This window comes from Halomonas sp. TA22 (genome assembly GCF_013009075.1).
Classification (GTDB): domain Bacteria; phylum Pseudomonadota; class Gammaproteobacteria; order Pseudomonadales; family Halomonadaceae; genus TA22.
The window spans coordinates 1789481-1804607 of the sequence record NZ_CP053108.1; the positions used below are offsets into that span (position 1 = coordinate 1789481).

Annotated in this window: 11 protein-coding genes; 7 read left to right on the plus strand and 4 right to left on the minus strand. The window is 63.2% G+C overall.

Features of this window, described 5'->3' with window-relative positions; genetic code table 11:
• Positions 1–18: 18 nt before the first annotated feature.
• Positions 19–2070 (minus strand): oligopeptidase A, encoded by a 2052-nt coding sequence (prlC, locus tag HJD22_RS08340; protein WP_208656558.1) that lies wholly within the window; start codon positions 2068–2070, stop codon positions 19–21.
• Positions 2071–2211: 141 nt separating this feature from the next.
• Here prlC and HJD22_RS08345 point away from each other — a divergent pair, with 141 nt between their 5' ends.
• The 3 genes from HJD22_RS08345 (at position 2212) to HJD22_RS08355 (ending at position 4940) form a co-directional block, all read left to right on the plus strand.
• Positions 2212–3552: a sodium-dependent transporter gene (locus HJD22_RS08345; protein ID WP_208656557.1), complete on the plus strand. Its 1341-nt coding sequence runs from the start codon at positions 2212–2214 to the stop codon at positions 3550–3552.
• 45 nt (positions 3553–3597) lie between these two features.
• Positions 3598–4140, plus strand: coding sequence for a gamma carbonic anhydrase family protein (locus tag HJD22_RS08350; RefSeq protein ID WP_208656556.1), 543 nt, complete (start codon positions 3598–3600; stop codon positions 4138–4140).
• Between the two features lie 74 nt (positions 4141–4214).
• The gene (locus HJD22_RS08355; RefSeq protein WP_208656555.1) at positions 4215–4940 is read left to right on the plus strand and encodes a metal-dependent hydrolase; all 726 of its coding nucleotides are present in this window, start codon (positions 4215–4217) and stop codon (positions 4938–4940) included.
• On the opposite strand, the gene HJD22_RS08360 is transcribed toward HJD22_RS08355, so the two are convergent.
• From HJD22_RS08360 to HJD22_RS08370, 3 genes are read right to left on the minus strand one after another with little or no spacing between them, the layout of a single operon-like run.
• Entirely contained in the window at positions 4919–6298 is a 1380-nt protein-coding gene (locus HJD22_RS08360; protein ID WP_208656554.1) for a sigma-54 dependent transcriptional regulator, read from the minus strand. The genes HJD22_RS08355 and HJD22_RS08360 overlap by 22 nt on opposite strands.
• The gene (locus HJD22_RS08365) at positions 6291–8177 is read right to left on the minus strand and encodes a sensor histidine kinase (protein WP_248730175.1); all 1887 of its coding nucleotides are present in this window, start codon (positions 8175–8177) and stop codon (positions 6291–6293) included. Before HJD22_RS08365 ends, HJD22_RS08360 begins: the two co-directional genes overlap by 8 nt.
• Positions 8178–8205: 28 nt before the next feature.
• Complete coding sequence (locus tag HJD22_RS08370; RefSeq protein ID WP_208656552.1) at positions 8206–8967, minus strand: GntR family transcriptional regulator; 762 nt, start codon at positions 8965–8967, stop codon at positions 8206–8208.
• A 344-nt stretch (positions 8968–9311) separates the two neighbouring features.
• Here HJD22_RS08370 and HJD22_RS08375 point away from each other — a divergent pair, with 344 nt between their 5' ends.
• The 4 genes from HJD22_RS08375 to HJD22_RS08390 are packed head-to-tail and all read left to right on the plus strand — an operon-like array spanning position 9312 to position 15122.
• Positions 9312–10082: a (Fe-S)-binding protein gene (locus HJD22_RS08375; protein ID WP_208656551.1), complete on the plus strand. Its 771-nt coding sequence runs from the start codon at positions 9312–9314 to the stop codon at positions 10080–10082.
• A complete protein-coding gene (locus HJD22_RS08380; protein ID WP_208656550.1) occupies positions 10079–11563 on the plus strand; it encodes a LutB/LldF family L-lactate oxidation iron-sulfur protein in 1485 nt (494 codons plus the stop codon). The genes HJD22_RS08375 and HJD22_RS08380 overlap by 4 nt, the downstream gene beginning before the upstream one ends.
• Positions 11560–12231: a lactate utilization protein gene (locus HJD22_RS08385; RefSeq protein WP_208656549.1), complete on the plus strand. Its 672-nt coding sequence runs from the start codon at positions 11560–11562 to the stop codon at positions 12229–12231. Before HJD22_RS08380 ends, HJD22_RS08385 begins: the two co-directional genes overlap by 4 nt.
• Positions 12228–15122: an FAD-binding and (Fe-S)-binding domain-containing protein gene (locus tag HJD22_RS08390; RefSeq protein ID WP_208656548.1), complete on the plus strand. Its 2895-nt coding sequence runs from the start codon at positions 12228–12230 to the stop codon at positions 15120–15122. Before HJD22_RS08385 ends, HJD22_RS08390 begins: the two co-directional genes overlap by 4 nt.
• The last annotated feature ends 5 nt before the right edge of the window (positions 15123–15127 follow it).

Genomic DNA, 15127 nt, shown 5'->3' on the forward strand with positions numbered 1-15127 from the left:
GGTCATTAAGGACTCGGGTCAGGCGGCGCGAATGCCGCTATGACGAAGCAGTGCATCGACGCTCGGTTCGCGACCCCGGAAGGCGCGGAACAGTTCGGCGGCATCCCGGGCCCCGCCCTGCTCGAGGATCTCGCGGCGGAAGCGCAGGCCGGTCTCGGCATCGAAGATGCCGGCATCCTCGAAGGCGCTATAGGCATCGGCCGAGAGCACCTCGGCCCACTTGTAGCTGTAGTAGCCTGCTGCATAGCCGCCAGCGAAGATATGGCTGAAGCTGTTCTGGAAACGGCTGAACTCGGCGCGCGGCACCACCGAGAGCCGGTCGCGCACGTCGTCGAGCAGCGCCTGGACGTCGCTCGCGTTGGGCGAGGCCAGCTCATGATGGAGGCGGAAGTCGAACAGCGAGAACTCGATCTGGCGCACCATGCCCATGGCCGACTGGAAGTTCTTGGCCGCCTGCAGGCGCTCGAGCAGTTCATTGGGCAGCTTGGCGCCGGTATTCACATGCCCGGCGATCATGTCGAGCCCTTCGCGCTCCCAGCAGAAGTTCTCCATGAACTGGCTGGGTAGCTCCACCGCATCCCAGGCCACCCCATTGATGCCGGAAACATCGGCGACCTGCTGCTTGGTCAGCATGTGGTGCAGGCCATGGCCGAACTCGTGGAACAGGGTGGTGACCTCGTCATGGGTGAGCAGCGCCGGCTTGCCTCCTACCGGACGGGTGAAGTTGCAGGTCAAGTAGGCGACCGGTAGCTGGATGCGGCCATCCTCATGCCGGCGACGCACCCGGCACTCGTCCATCCAGGCGCCACCGCGCTTGCCTTCTCGCGCGTACAGGTCGAGATAGAATCCGGCAATCGGCTCACCCTGCTCAAGTATCTGGAAGTAGCGCACATCGGGGTGATAGCGCGGGGCGCTCTCGTCCTCCTCGAATTGCACCTGATAGAGCGTTTCCACCACCTTGAATAGCCCGTCGATCACTCGCGGGGCAGGGAAGTAAGGACGTAGTTGCTCCTGGGAGATGGCGTAGCGCGCCTCGCGCAGCTTTTCGCTGGCATAGCCGACATCCCATGGCTCCAGCGTTTCGAGACCCAGCTCGTCGCGGGCATAGGCGGCAAGCTCGTCGAACTCCTGCTTGGCCTGGGGGTGGGCGCGTCCGGCCAGGCCATTGAGGAAGTCGAGCACCTGCTGGGGCGATTCGGCCATCTTGGTGGAGAGTGAGTAGTCGGCATAACTGGCAAAACCGAGCAGCTCGGCAAGCTCACGGCGCAGCGCCAGGAGCTCCTCAATGTTCGAGGCATTGTCGAACTGTCCGGCATTCGGTCCTTGGTCGGAGGCGCGGGTGACGAAGGCGGTATAGACCTCGCGGCGCAGCTCGCGATTGTCGGCGTAACTGACCACCGGGTAGAAGCTCGGGAAGTCGAGGGTGATGCGATACCCCGTCAGCCCCTTGGCCTCGGCATTGGCCCTGAGCGTATCGAGAGCGCTTTGGGGTAGCCCCTTAAGCGTCGCCTCGTCATCGATGTCCTTGTGCCACGCCTGGGTGGCATCCAGCACATGGTTGGAGAAGTCGTTGGCAAGCGCGGAGAGGCGTGCCTGGATCTCGCCGTAACGGCGCTTGTCCTGCTCCGGCAGATCGACGCCGGCCAGGCGAAAGTCGCGCAGGGTGTTGTCCACGCTGCGTCGCTGCGCCACATCAAGGCGAGCATAGGCCGGTGAATCCTTGAGTTTCTGGTAGGCCTGGAACAGCCCCTCGTTCTGGCCAAGCCAGGTGCTGTATTCGGAAAGCTTGGCCAGACAGGCCTGATAGGCTTCGCGCAGCGGCTCGGAATTCATGGTGCTATTGAGATGAGATACCGGCGACCAGGCCTGGGAAAGACGGTCGTTGAGCGCCTCCAGCGGTGCGGCCAGGGTTTCCCAGCTGGGCGAACCTTGGCCGGCACGCTCGGCGAGTCGCTCGATGGCGGTACGGTTCTCGTCCAGCAGCCGCTCGATGGCCGGCACCACATGCTCGGGCTGGATGGCAGAGAAGGGCGGCAGCGTATGGCTTTCGAGCAGGGGATTGCGGGACATGTGAACCTCGATTGACGTGATGGCTATAGGTTAGATGCGGGCGAGGCAATGTGGTTTCAATGCATTGGCCAGCAGCAGCAGTGCTGCTAGGCTTGCGCCTTCGTTGTCGGCCAGATGGCCGCGAGACTATGGGACGAAGCGATGAACGAGACAATGGATCGCTGGAGTTCCCGGCGTGCCTTCATTCTGGCGGTGACGGGTGCCGCAGTGGGTCTGGGCAATATCTGGCGTTTTCCCTATATCACCGGTGAAAATGGCGGCGGCGCTTTTTTGCTGCTGTATGTCGCTTTCGTACTGCTGCTGGGGCTACCGATCATGATGGCCGAAATCATGATCGGTCGCGCTGGGCGCCGCAGTCCGATGGGCTCGCTCGCTCACTTGGCACGCCAGGCGGGGGGCAGCCCGCATTGGCGTTGGCTGGGCCTGTTCGGTGCCGTCACGGTATTCTTCATTCTGTCGTTCTACTCCGTGGTGTCGGGCTGGTCCATTGAGTACTTGATCGAGGCGGTCAACGGCGACTTCATCGGTCGCTCTCCAGCCGAGATCGGTGCCAGCTTCGAGACGTTTCTCGCCGACCCGCTGCGCATGGCCTTCAATCATAGCCTGTTTCTGCTGATGACCATGTCGGTGGTGGCCGCTGGCGTCTCCCAGGGCTTGGAGAAGCTCAACAACCTGATGATGCCGCTGCTCTATCTGCTGCTCATCGTGCTGGCGATCTATGCCGTCACCACCGACGGCTTCGTCCCGGCTCTTGTCTGGCTGTTCAGCCCCGACCTGTCGGCGATCACGACCGGCGTGGTGCTCAATGCCATGGGCCATGCCTTCTTTACCCTGGCGGTGGGCGCCTGTGCCCTGATGGCCTACGGCGCTTATATGCCTGACCACCAGAGCCTGCCGAAGGCGGTGGGGGCGGTGGCGGTGCTCGATGTGCTGGTGGCGCTGCTGGCCGGTATCGCGATCTTCTCGGTGGTCTTCGCCCAGGGGATCGACCCGGGCGAAGGGCCTGGGCTGATGTTCGTCACGCTGCCCATCGCCTTCGCCGAACTGCCATGGGGCTCGCTGTGGCTGGGACTGTTCTTCCTGTTGCTGCTGCTGGCCACTTGGACATCGTCGATCAACCTCGCCGAGCCGATGGTCGCCGGCCTGCAGGGGTGGGGAATGCGGCGCAGCCGAGCCACCGCGCTGGTGGCGCTCGGCGTGTGGTCGGTCGGGCTGCTCTCGGTGCTCTCGTTCTCGACCATGGCCGAGGTGCATTGGCTTGCTGGCATGAACTTCTTCGAGCTCGTCACCACGGTACCAAGCGAAATCTTTCTGCCGATCGGGGGGCTTTCGATCGCGATTTTCGCAGCCTGGGTGATGCCGCGCGAAGCGGCACTGAATGCGCTGGATGCCGGCCCCCGCAGCTTTCGGCTGTGGCGCGGCGTGCTACGCTACGTGTCGATTCCCTTGACGCTCATCGTCCTGGCGAGTGGGCTGATCTGAGCGTCCAGTGCTGTGTGAGCCCATAATTGAGCCAAGGAGAACGACATGACCAGCGAGACAGGGATGAGAAGGCATCAGGGCATCACGCCACGCCTCGGTGAGCGGGTCTATATCGACCCGGCAAGCGTGGTGCTGGGCGACGTGGCGCTGGGGGATGACTGCTCGGTATGGCCGATGGCGGTGGTGCGTGGCGACATGCACCGCATTCGCATCGGCGCGCGCACCAGCGTTCAGGATGGCTGCGTGCTGCACATCACCCACGCCAGCGACTTCAATCCGGGCGGTCATCCTCTGACCATAGGCGAAGACGTGACCATCGGCCACAAGGCGATCCTGCACGGCTGCACCATTGGTGATCGGGTGCTGGTGGGGATGGGGGCGATCGTCATGGATGGCGTGGTGGTCGAGGAGGAGGTGATCATTGCCGCTGGCGCCGTGGTCACGCCGGGCAAGCGGCTGGCGCGTGGCCATGTCTATGCCGGCAACCCGGCCAAGGCGCTGCGCCCGCTCAAGGAGAGCGAGCGCGAGTTCTTCGTCTACACTGCCGGCAATTACGTCAGGCTGAAGGACAAATACTTGAGCGAGTAGCGCCAAGCTACTGTTTTTTATTGCCGGATGAGTGATATTCTGGATATTTATCCAGTTTGAGTTGTCTCTCCGGTATGGCCAATTTCACTACCCACCTCAGCGTGGCCAGCGTCGGCGGCGCCGTGGCGGCCTATAGCGGCTGGCAGGGCGGCCTATGGACGCTGGCCGAAGCCTTGCCGCTGGTGGCGCTGGTCGCCTTCGGTGGCATCCTGCCCGATATCGATGCCGACAACTCGCGTGCCATCCGGCTCATCTTTAATCTGCTGGCCCTGCTGTCGGTCATCGCCGGGGCAGTACTGTTGCAGCCGCATCTCTCGGCTGGGCAGCTGGTGGTCGTCTGTGGGGGGCTCTATCTGGCGATCCGACATCTGGCGGGGGGAATCTTTGCGCGTTTCACCGTGCACCGCGGCAGCTGGCATTCGCTGCTCGCCGCGCTCTCCTGCGCGGTCTTCACCAGTGCCTTGAGCTACCGGATGTTCACTCAGGGCGAGACGCTGGCCTGGGCCCACGGGTTGGCGCTGGGGCTGGGCTATGTCATCCATCTGTCCCTCGACGAAATGTATAGCGTCGATATGCTTGGCGCGCGCATCAAGCGCTCCTTCGGCACGGCACTGAAGCTTTGCGATTTTCGCACGCCAGGGCATTCGGTGCTGATGTTGCTGCTGATGGCAGGCGTTTCGCTGTGGCTGCCGCCGCTATCCTCGTTGCTCGGGCTGCTCTCGCAGGGCATGAGCATCACCCAAGGGCCGACAGGGCTATTCTCGGGGGGCGCGTGGCTTCAGGGCGGCGGGTGGCGGTAATCGTCGGCTTTCAGGGCGTACTTCTTGAGCTTGTCGTAAAGCGTCTTGCGCGGCAGACCGAGGTGTTCGCACACCTCTTGGATGCGTCCGCGGTGACTGGCCAGCGACTGGCTGATCAGACTCTTCTCGAACAGCTCGACCTGCTGGGGTAGCGCCATGTCGCCCGGGCAGGGGTCGATACCCTCGAGCAGTGCGTCGAGACGGTAGTCGCAGGCCGCGCCCAGCAGCACATAGCGCTCGGCGAGGTTGCGCAGTTCTCGTACGTTGCCGGGCCAGTCATGGGCCAGCAGAACCGCGATGCCGGCGGAGTCCACCGGCGGCGCCTCGAGCCCGCTGCGGTTGGCGGCGACCACGGCGAAGTGCTGGAACAGCAGCGGGATATCCTCACGATGCTCGCGCAGTGCCGGGATCGGCAGCGTCACCACATTGAGACGGTAGTAGAGATCCTCGCGAAACCGCCCCGCCTCGGCAGCGGCCTTGAGGTCGACCTTGGTGGCGGCGATCACGCGAATGTCGAGCGGCACCGGCACATTGGCCCCCAACCGTTCGATGGCACGCTCCTGCAATACGCGCAGCAGTTTCACCTGCAGCACCAGCGGCATCGACTCGATCTCGTCGAGAAACACGGTGCCGCCGCTGGCGTGCTCGAACTTGCCGATACGCCGCTCAACCGCACCGGTGAAGGCGCCCTTCTCGTGGCCGAACAGCTCCGACTCGATGATGCTCTCCGGCACCGCGCCGCAGTTGATGGCCACGAAGGGCTGCCCGCTGCGCGCACTGCGTTCATGAATCGAGCGTGCGATCAGATCCTTGCCGGCGCCGGTCTCGCCGAACAGCAGCACATCGGCCTCGACCTGGCTGATACGCTGGACCATCGATGCCAGCCGCTGCATCACCTCGGTACGCCCGACCAGCCGTGGTCCGGGCGCGGACTGCTGCGCCTCCAGCTCGGCCTTCAGTTGGCGATTCTCGAGGCTCAGGCGGCGTTTCTCGACGCCACGGCGCACCATCTCCACCAGCCGCTCGCCGGCGAAGGGCTTCTCGAGAAAATCCCAGGCGCCCTCGCGCATGGCTTCCACGGCAGTGGAGATGTCGCCATGCCCGGTAATCAGGATCACCGGCAGGTCGGGGTCGCGGCGTCGCACCTCGCGAAGCAGTGCCATGCCACCCATGCCGGGCATACGGATGTCGCTGACCACTACCCCGGGGAAATTCGGTGCCAGGTGCTGCAGTGCGGCCTCGGCACTGGGCTGGGCCTGTGGTGCGTAGCCGGCAAGCTCCAGTGTCTGACTTGCGGTAATCCGCAGATGCTGTTCGTCATCGACGATCAGTACCGGCGTTGAGGCCTGGTCATGCATGGTGTGATTCCTGAGCGGCAGAAAGACGCGCGGGCGAAGCGTCGCCCGGCAGGATAATGATGAAGATCGCGCCGCCTTGGGGTCGATTGGCGGCCTCGAGGCGTCCACCAAGGTCGTCGACGATACGTGTCGAGATCGACAGCCCCAGCCCCAGTCCCTTGCCTGGCGACTTGGTGGTGAAGAAGGGGTCGAAGACGCGGTTCAGGTGCTCCTCGGCAATGCCGGGGCCATTGTCGGCGACACCGATGCGCACGTCGCTGCCGTGGCGCTCGACGCTCAAGCTGAGCTTGGGGCTCGGGGTGTCGGCCATGGCCTGAAGTGCATTGCCGATCAGGTTGACCAGTATCTGCTCCAGGCGGATCAAGTCGGCACGCACCCAGAGCGCCCCGTTGGGGCAGTCTCTCTCGATCACTACGTTGGCCTGGTTGAGCCTCGCCTGATAGAGGCGTAGCGCATAATCGAAGCAGGCAATGACCGAGACGGGGGTCAGCGTATCGCCGCTCTTGCGCGAAAACTGTTTGAGCTGGGCACTGATCTCGGCCATGCGTGCGGTGAGTTCGACGATCTGCTCAAGATTGGCGTCGGCGGAGTCGACACGCTGGCGGGCCAGAAAGGTTCTTGCGTTCTCGGCATAGGCACGGATGGCAGCCAGCGGCTGGTTGAGCTCGTGATTGATGCCGGCGGCAAGCTGGCCGAGAACAGCCAGCTTGGCGGCCTGGACCAGCTCGTCGCGGGTCTGACGCAGGTTGGCCTCGGCACGACGGCGCTCCTCGATCTCGGCGGAGAGACGGCGGTTGGAGTCGAGCAGGTCGCGGGTGCGGCGTTCGACGTTACGCTCCAGCTCATCGCGTGAGCGAGCCAGGGTGCGTCGCTCACGCTCGGCGAACTGCTCGCGCTCGCGGCGCAGACGCAGGCGCTGCCAGCCGAAGCCCACGGCGAACAGCGCCACCCCATAGAAACCGCCGGCCAGCAACCCTGCTTGCCACTGGGCTCGATGCACTGGCAATAGCGGCTTGAGAATGTGCATGTTCCAGCCGAACTCAGGCAACTCCCGGGTCAACAGCAGGTACTCCTGGTCGGCCAGTGGGCCATGATTGAAGCTCACCAGCAGGCTGCGAGCTCCGTATGCGCCGAACGCGGCAATGCCGGAGAAGGAGAGGGGCTCGTCGGCATAGCGGCGGGTGGCGAGCAGTGCATCGCGCTCCCGGTCGGAAAGCGGATGAAGCGCCGTCATGCGAAGCTCGGGACGGCTGGCCATGAAGATGATCTCGTCCTGATCGGTGACCAGCAGCTCGGTACTCTGCCCCGCCCAGCTCTGCTCCACTTCATCGAGTAATACCTTGATCACCATGACCCCATCCGGCCGCTCGTCGCCATCGTCGAGTCTCACTGGGGCGGAAAAGTAGTAGCCACGCTCGAGCGACTGTACGCCCAGGCCATGGAAGCGTCCCTGGCCGCCGGCGATGGCGTCTTGGTAATAGCTGCGGAAATGGTAGTTCTGGCCAATGAAAGTGTTGGGCATGTGCCAGTTGCTGGCCACCAGGGTATTGGCGAAGCGGTCGAGCAGGTAGATGTCCGAGACGTCGGCGGTTGCGCGAAAGCGGTCGAGCATCAGGTTGATCGGCATTGGATCGTGGGCCTTCGGTTCGGCAAGGTAGGCCTGGATGCTGTCGCGGGAGGCGAGCAGTTCGGGAAGATAGTCGTGCCGCGAGAGATGCCCTACGAGCCCTGCAGCAGAGAGGCGCAGCTCATTCTTGGCCTCGTCAGTCAGGGTCTGCAGCGCTTGATCGCGGGCCACCAGGGTGGCCTGCCAGATGACCAGGGCGAAGCCCAGCGGCACCAGCAGGATCAGCCAGTGTCGCCAGCGGCGTGGCAGAATGAGAGCGCGCAGTTCCGACGCCGCCACGTCAGGGCATGGCCTGGGCGCGGCGCAAGGCGCGTTGGGCTCGCGTTTCGGCACGCTCCATCTCCAGCAGTCCCTCCTCGACGAAGACCAGATGCTCGTGCGAGCGTGCCTGAGCATCCTCGGCGCGTCCCTCCAGGATCGCTTCGAGCAGAGCGCAATGCTGCTCCATCAGCCGTGGCCGGGACTCTGGATTCTCGAAGAGATGGGTCAGGTTATCGACGATGCTCTTTTCTAGTAGGTTGAAGATGCCGCGTATGGTGTGCAGCAGCATGACGTTGTGTGCCGATTCGGCGATCGCCAGGTGAAAGGCGGCATCGGCCTTGGCCTCGAGCGCGGGGTTGCGACCGGCAAAGCACGCCTCGAGCTCCTCGAAACGCTCCAACAGCAGTGCTTTGTCGGCGGGGGTGGAGCGCAGTGCCGCATAATAGGCGGAGATCCCCTCCATTGCATCACGGAACTCGAGGAGGTCGAGATGGAACTCGCCATGGCGCGCCAGCATCTCAAGTAACGGATCGCCATGGCGGGTGTTGAGTTCGCTGGAGACGTAGGTGCCGCCGCCTTGCCGGCTGGAGACCAGGCCGCGTGCAGCAAGCTTCTGAATCGCCTCGCGCAGCGAGGGGCGCGAAACGCCAAAGCGCTCGGCTAGTTCGCGCTCGGGCGGGAGTCGCTGGCCGGGCTTCAGGCTGCCTTCGAGAATCATCGCTTCGAGTCGCTCGGTGATGACATCGGCAATACGGGGTTGGCGAACGGGTTGATAGGCCATGCATATCTCTTGAAGGCGGGCACTAAGCGAGACTTTGTCAAAAAACGTCGTCGTCGCCTATTGGAAATTGGTATTACCAAAATAGGCCTGCCGTGCGGAATTGGCAATTATTACCTCCGGCGTTTTAAATGAGTTTTCAATTGCTTAAGTGTGCTTATGCAATCTTGATACCAAAGTATAAGGTGTTGTCGCCTGAAAATTGCCGCAGCGTGTTTGACACTTGATGGATGCCCCTCATATGGTGCATTCACAATTAAAGTAAATTGGTTTTACCAATTAACCTGACTGTCGGCCTGGCGAACCTTGCGGCTAGCGAAGCGTCGACTACGCCGTGAGGAGACCGCATGACGTCAGTCAAGCTCTACCCCCCCAAGCCGCAGAAGGTCTACTTCTTCGGTACCTGCCTGATCGATGTCTTCTACCCCCAGGCGGGGCTGGATGGCATTCGCCTGCTCGAGCGCGAAGGCATCGAGGTGATTTTTCCTCAGGAGCAGACCTGCTGTGGCCAGCCGGCCTACACGTCTGGCTACCATGACGAGGCGCGCAAGGTCGCCGAGGCACAGCTCGAGCTGTTCCCCGAGCCCTGGCCAATCATTGTCCCCTCCGGCTCCTGTGGCGGCATGATGCGCACCCACTATGCGCAGCTCTTCGCCGGAACGCCTCGGGAGGCTCAGGCGCTATCGGTGGCGGAGCGAGTCTTCGAGCTCACCGAGTTCCTGATCCATGTGTGCCATGTCGTGCTCACCGACAAGGGCCAGCCCGAGCGTGTCGCGATGCACACCTCATGCAGCGCCCGCCGCGAGATGGGACTGGCCGAGACCGGTCCCAAGCTGCTCGCCCAGCTTGGCCAGGTGGAGTTGGTGGAGCAGGTGCGCGCTGCGGAGTGCTGCGGCTTTGGTGGGACCTTTGCCGTTCGCCACCCCGAAGTGTCCGCGGCGATGGTCGAGGACAAGACCCAGGCCCTCGAGGCGTCTGGCGCCGAGCGCTTCGTGACCTCCGACTGCGGTTGCCTGATGAACATTGCCGGGCGCTTCGAGCATCAGCACCTGGCCGGTGAGCGGGACAGTCTGGCCGGTGAGCATATTGCAAGCTATCTATGGAGGCGCACCTCATGAGCGCTCAGAGCGACTCCCTGCATACTTTCACGCCCCAGGCGTTCCACCGCCAGGCCCACGATGCGCTGGGCAATCCGCAGATTCGCGCCAACTTCCGCCGCGCCATGGATGGTCTCATGGCCAAGCGACGCGATGTCTTCAGCGATTGGGATCTGGAGACGCTGCGTGAACTAGGTGCCAATATTCGCCTGCGCGCACTGGCCAAGCTGCCGACGCTGCTCGAGCAGCTCGAGGCGAACTGCGAGGCGAATGGCATTCGCGTGCACTGGGCGGAGGATGGTGAACAGGCGTGCCGCATCATTCGTGAACTATGCGAAGCGCGTGGCGCCAAGTCGGTGATCAAGGGCAAGTCGATGGTCTCCGAGGAGATGCATCTCAACGCCCACCTGGAGGCGGCGGGAATCACTGCGCTTGAGTCGGACCTGGGCGAATACCTGGTGCAGCTCAACGAGCAGACCCCTTCCCATATCATCATGCCGGCGATCCACCTCAATACCGATGAGATCTCGGCGATCATGCAAGCCAAGACCGGCACCAAGAAGACCCGTGATGTCGACTACATGACGGCGGCGGCCCGGGCCCAGCTACGCGAGCGCTTCATGGCGGCGGATGTCGGTATCTCCGGGGTCAACTTCGCGGTGGCCGAAACCGGTACCCTGTGCCTGGTCGAGAACGAAGGCAATGGGCGCATGACCACGGCGGTGCCGCCGATGCATATCGCCGTGACCGGCATCGAAAAGGTCGTCGAGCGCTTGCGCGACGTGCCGCCGCTCTATGCCCTGTTGACCCGATCGGCCACGGGGCAGCACGTCACCACCTACTTCAACATGATCAGTTCGCCGCGCAAGCCCGGCGAGCGCGATGGGCCGGAAGAGGTGCATCTGGTGCTGGTCGACAACGGTCGCTCCAGCATCTACCAGGATGATGAGCTGCTCGACACCCTGCGCTGCATTCGCTGCGGGGCGTGCATGAACCACTGTCCCGTTTACACCCGGGTTGGCGGCCACACCTACGGCACCACTTATCCCGGCCCGATCGGTAGCATTCTCATGCCGCACATGCTGGGGCTCGAGGCTACCAAGGACCTGCCGTCGGCTTCCAGCCTATGTGGCGCCTGTGGCGAAGTGTGTCCGGTGAAGATTCCGATCCCTGATCTGCTGGTACGCCTGCGCAAGGAGGCGGCGGGCGAAGGGCGTGGCAACGTCAAGGGAGCCGGTGCCAAGCGCAGCCGCAAGGAAGTGGCGGCCTGGAAAAGTTGGCAATGGCTGGCGACGCACCCCTCGGCCTGGCGCGGTAGCACCAAGCTTGCGGGCAAGTTCAGTGTGCTCACACCCTCGAGGCTCGGCCCCTGGACTGATCACCGCACCTCGCCCAAGCCCGCAAAGACCTCGCTGCATGTTCTGGTCCAGCAGCACCAGGCGCAGACTGCGCCCTCTGCAAAGCTCCCAGCGAAGGGTGGTCCCGCTAAGGAGGAGTCATGAGCGCTCGCGACACTATTCTCAAACGTCTCAGGGAACGCATGGACGGCCCCCTGACGGCGCCGGAGAGCAACTTCGCGGTCGTGACCCATCGCGGCTGGAGCGGTGAGGAGCGACTCGCACGCTTCGAGGCCATGATCACCTCGGTACATGGCGAGGTGATTCATGTCACCGACAGCGACTGGACCGCCACCCTTGCCGACGTGTTGAATCGCAAGTCGATTGTACGGTTGGCGCTGGGGCGCGAGCATCCGGTTGCCTGGGCGGCGCGGGAGGCGCTGGCGGGAAGCGGTATCGAACTGATCGATGTCGATCGAGATGTGGAGAGCTGGAAGCGCGAGCAGTTCGAGCGCGTCGATGCCGGACTCACTTCGACCCGCGGCGCCATTGCCGAAACCGGCAGCCTATGGCTGTGGCCTACGCCGGATGAGCCGCGCCTGCTGAGCCTGGTGCCGCCGGTGCATATCGCCGTGCTCGATGCCGATGCCATTGAGGACACTTTCTTCGATGTCATCGAAGCTCACCGCTGGGCCGATGGCATGCCCACCAATGCATTGCTGATATCGGGGCCGAGCAAGACCGCCGATATCGAGCAGACGCTCGCCTATGGCGTGCATGGACCCAAGGAATTAGTGGTGCTGGTGCGTCACACCAGCAGGAAAGGGGCATGAACCGTGAACAGCAAGCATATTACCGCGAGCTGAAGGAAGCGCTGGCCGGAAGCATTCCCGTCGAGCGGCTGATCGACGATCCGCTCAGGACCCTGGCCTATGGTACTGATGCCAGCTTCTATCGACTGATACCGCAGCTGATCGTGCGTGTCGAAAGCGAGGAGGAGTTAATCCGGCTTCTGCGCGAGTGTCAGGTCCGCTCGCTGCCGGTGACGTTCCGTGCGGCCGGTACCTCGCTCTCGGGCCAGGCCGTGACCGATTCGGTGATGGTGTTGCTGGGGCGTGCCTGGCGCGGGCACGAGATTCTCGACAGTGGCAGGGCGATCCGCCTACAGCCGGGGGTGATCGGTGCGCGAGCCAACCAGTTATTGGCCCCCTTCGGGCGCAAGATCGGTCCCGATCCAGCCTCAATCGCGAGCTGCATGATCGGGGGTATCGCCGCCAATAACGCCTCCGGTATGTGCTGCGGCACGGCCCAGAACAGCTACCGTACCGTGCGTGATATCCGCGTGGTTCTTGCCGACGGTAGTGTGCTGGATACCGCCGAGCCTGCCAGCGTGGCGGAATTTCGCCACACTCATGCCGCGCTGCTTGATGGCCTCGAGCGGTTGTCGCGCGAGACGCTGGCCAATCGGCCGCTGGCCGAGCGGATTCGCCACAAGTACCGGCTCAAGAACACCACCGGCTATGCATTGAACAGCCTGGTGGATTTCACCGACGGCATCGAGATTCTCAAGCACTTGATGATCGGTTCGGAAGGTACGCTCGGCTTTATCAGTGCGATCACCTACGACACCGTGATCGACGAGACAGAAAAGGCGGCGGCGCTCGCCTTCTTCGCCGATATGGCCACCACCTGCCGTGCCACCATCGCGCTCAAGCAGACCCAGGTCTCGGCGGTCGAGTTGATGGATCGAGCGGCACTGCGCTCGGTGCAGGACAAGCCGGGCATGCCGGCAATGCTCAAGACACTGCCCGAGGGTGCGGCGGCGCTGTTGATCGATGTGCGCGGCAACGACGGTGAGGAGCTCGAGGCGCGGATGCGCAGCGTCCATGAGACTCTGGAGGGGATCAAGACCCTTGAGCCCCTGGTCTTCACTCGCGAAAGGGCGCTTTACGACCTCTACTGGAAGATTCGCAAGGGGCTGTTCCCCGCCGTGGGCGCCGTGCGTGAGACCGGCACCACCGTCATCATCGAGGATGTCGCCTTCCCCATCGAGCGCCTCGACGAGGGAGTACTGGCGTTGACCTGGGTTTTCCACAGGTATGGCTATCAGGACGCTATCCTCTTCGGCCACGCGTTGGAGGGCAACCTGCACTTCGTCTTCCCGCAGGGCTTCGAGAAGCCAGGCGAGGTCGAGCGCTATCAGGCACTGATGGATGAAGTCGCCCAGTTGGTCGGCGTCGAGTATGGCGGTTCGCTCAAGGCCGAGCACGGTACCGGGCGCAACATGGTGCCTTATGTCGAGCTTGAATGGGGCAGCGATGCCTACGCCCTGATGTGGGAGATCAAGGCGTTGTTCGATTCCAAGAACCTGCTCAATCCCGAGGTGATCCTGAGCCGCAACCCCAACCTGCATCTGGAGAACCTGAAGCCCCTGCCGGCCGCCGATCCGGTGATCGACAAGTGTATCGAGTGCGGTTTCTGCGAGGCGATCTGCCCGTCGAAGGACCTGACGCTGACGCCTCGCCAGCGTATCGTGATCCGGCGCGAGCTGGCCCGGCTCGAAGCCCTGGGTGAGCGAGCCGGTGAAGAAGAGAGGAGGCGTATCGATCAGCTCTGGCAGGAGTATACCTATCAGGGGATCGATACCTGTGCTGCGACCGGGCTGTGCGCCACGCAGTGCCCGGTGGGTATCAATACCGGCGATCTGATACGCGATTTGCGTCATGAGCGCAATCTGGACAAGGCCGGTGTGGCGCGCCTGGTCGGTCGGCACTTCTCCGGCGCCACGCGTTTTGGTAGGGGAGCGCTGAATGTCGCATCCGGAGCGCAGCGGGTTCTCGGCAACCGCACCATGGGTGTCATTACCCACGGTGTGCGTCGCCTCAGTGGCGAGCGTGTGCCGCAATGGATTCCCGGTCTGCCGGCCGCCGCCTCGATCAAGATCCTTGGCCGGGAGAGCAAAAGGAGTGCTGCGCCTCGCGACAAGGTGGTCTACCTCCCTTCCTGTGCGACACGCGTGTTCGGTGCCAGCCGCAATGACGCCCGGGAGTCGCGATCGGTGATGGAGATCACCCTGGCGCTGCTCGACAAGGCAGGATATGAGGTAGTGCTGCCGGCAATGATCGGTCACCTCTGCTGCGGCATGGCATTCCAGTCCAATGGCCAATTCGCCGAGGCGGATCACAAGGCGCGCGAACTCAATCGCGAGCTGCTCGTTGCCAGTCAGAACGGTCGTTATCCGGTGCTCTGCGATACCAGCCCCTGCACGCTGCGCATGCAGGAGACCCTGGATTCGAGACTGACATTGCTAGAGCCGGTGGCCTTCGCTCACGACTATCTGCTGCCGAGACTGGAGATCACGCCTGCACATGAGCGCATTGCCGTGCATGTCACCTGCTCCAGCACTCGCATGGGGCTCAACGACAAGTTCCTGGCACTGGCGCGGGTCTGCGCCGATGAGGTCATCGTGCCGGCCGAGATCCACTGCTGCGGCTTCGCCGGCGACAAGGGCCTCAATACTCCGGAACTCAATGCCTCAGCGTTGCACACGCTGGCCGAGCAGGTGCAGGGTTGCGAGGCTGGCTACTCCAATTCGCGCACCTGCGAGATTGGACTGAGCGAGCACGGAGGCATTCCCTATCGCTCGATTCTCTCCCTCATCGACCGGGTAAGTCGGCCAAAAAACCGTGAAATCATGGCTCCTCCCAGCGAGGCGATTATCTAGTCGGA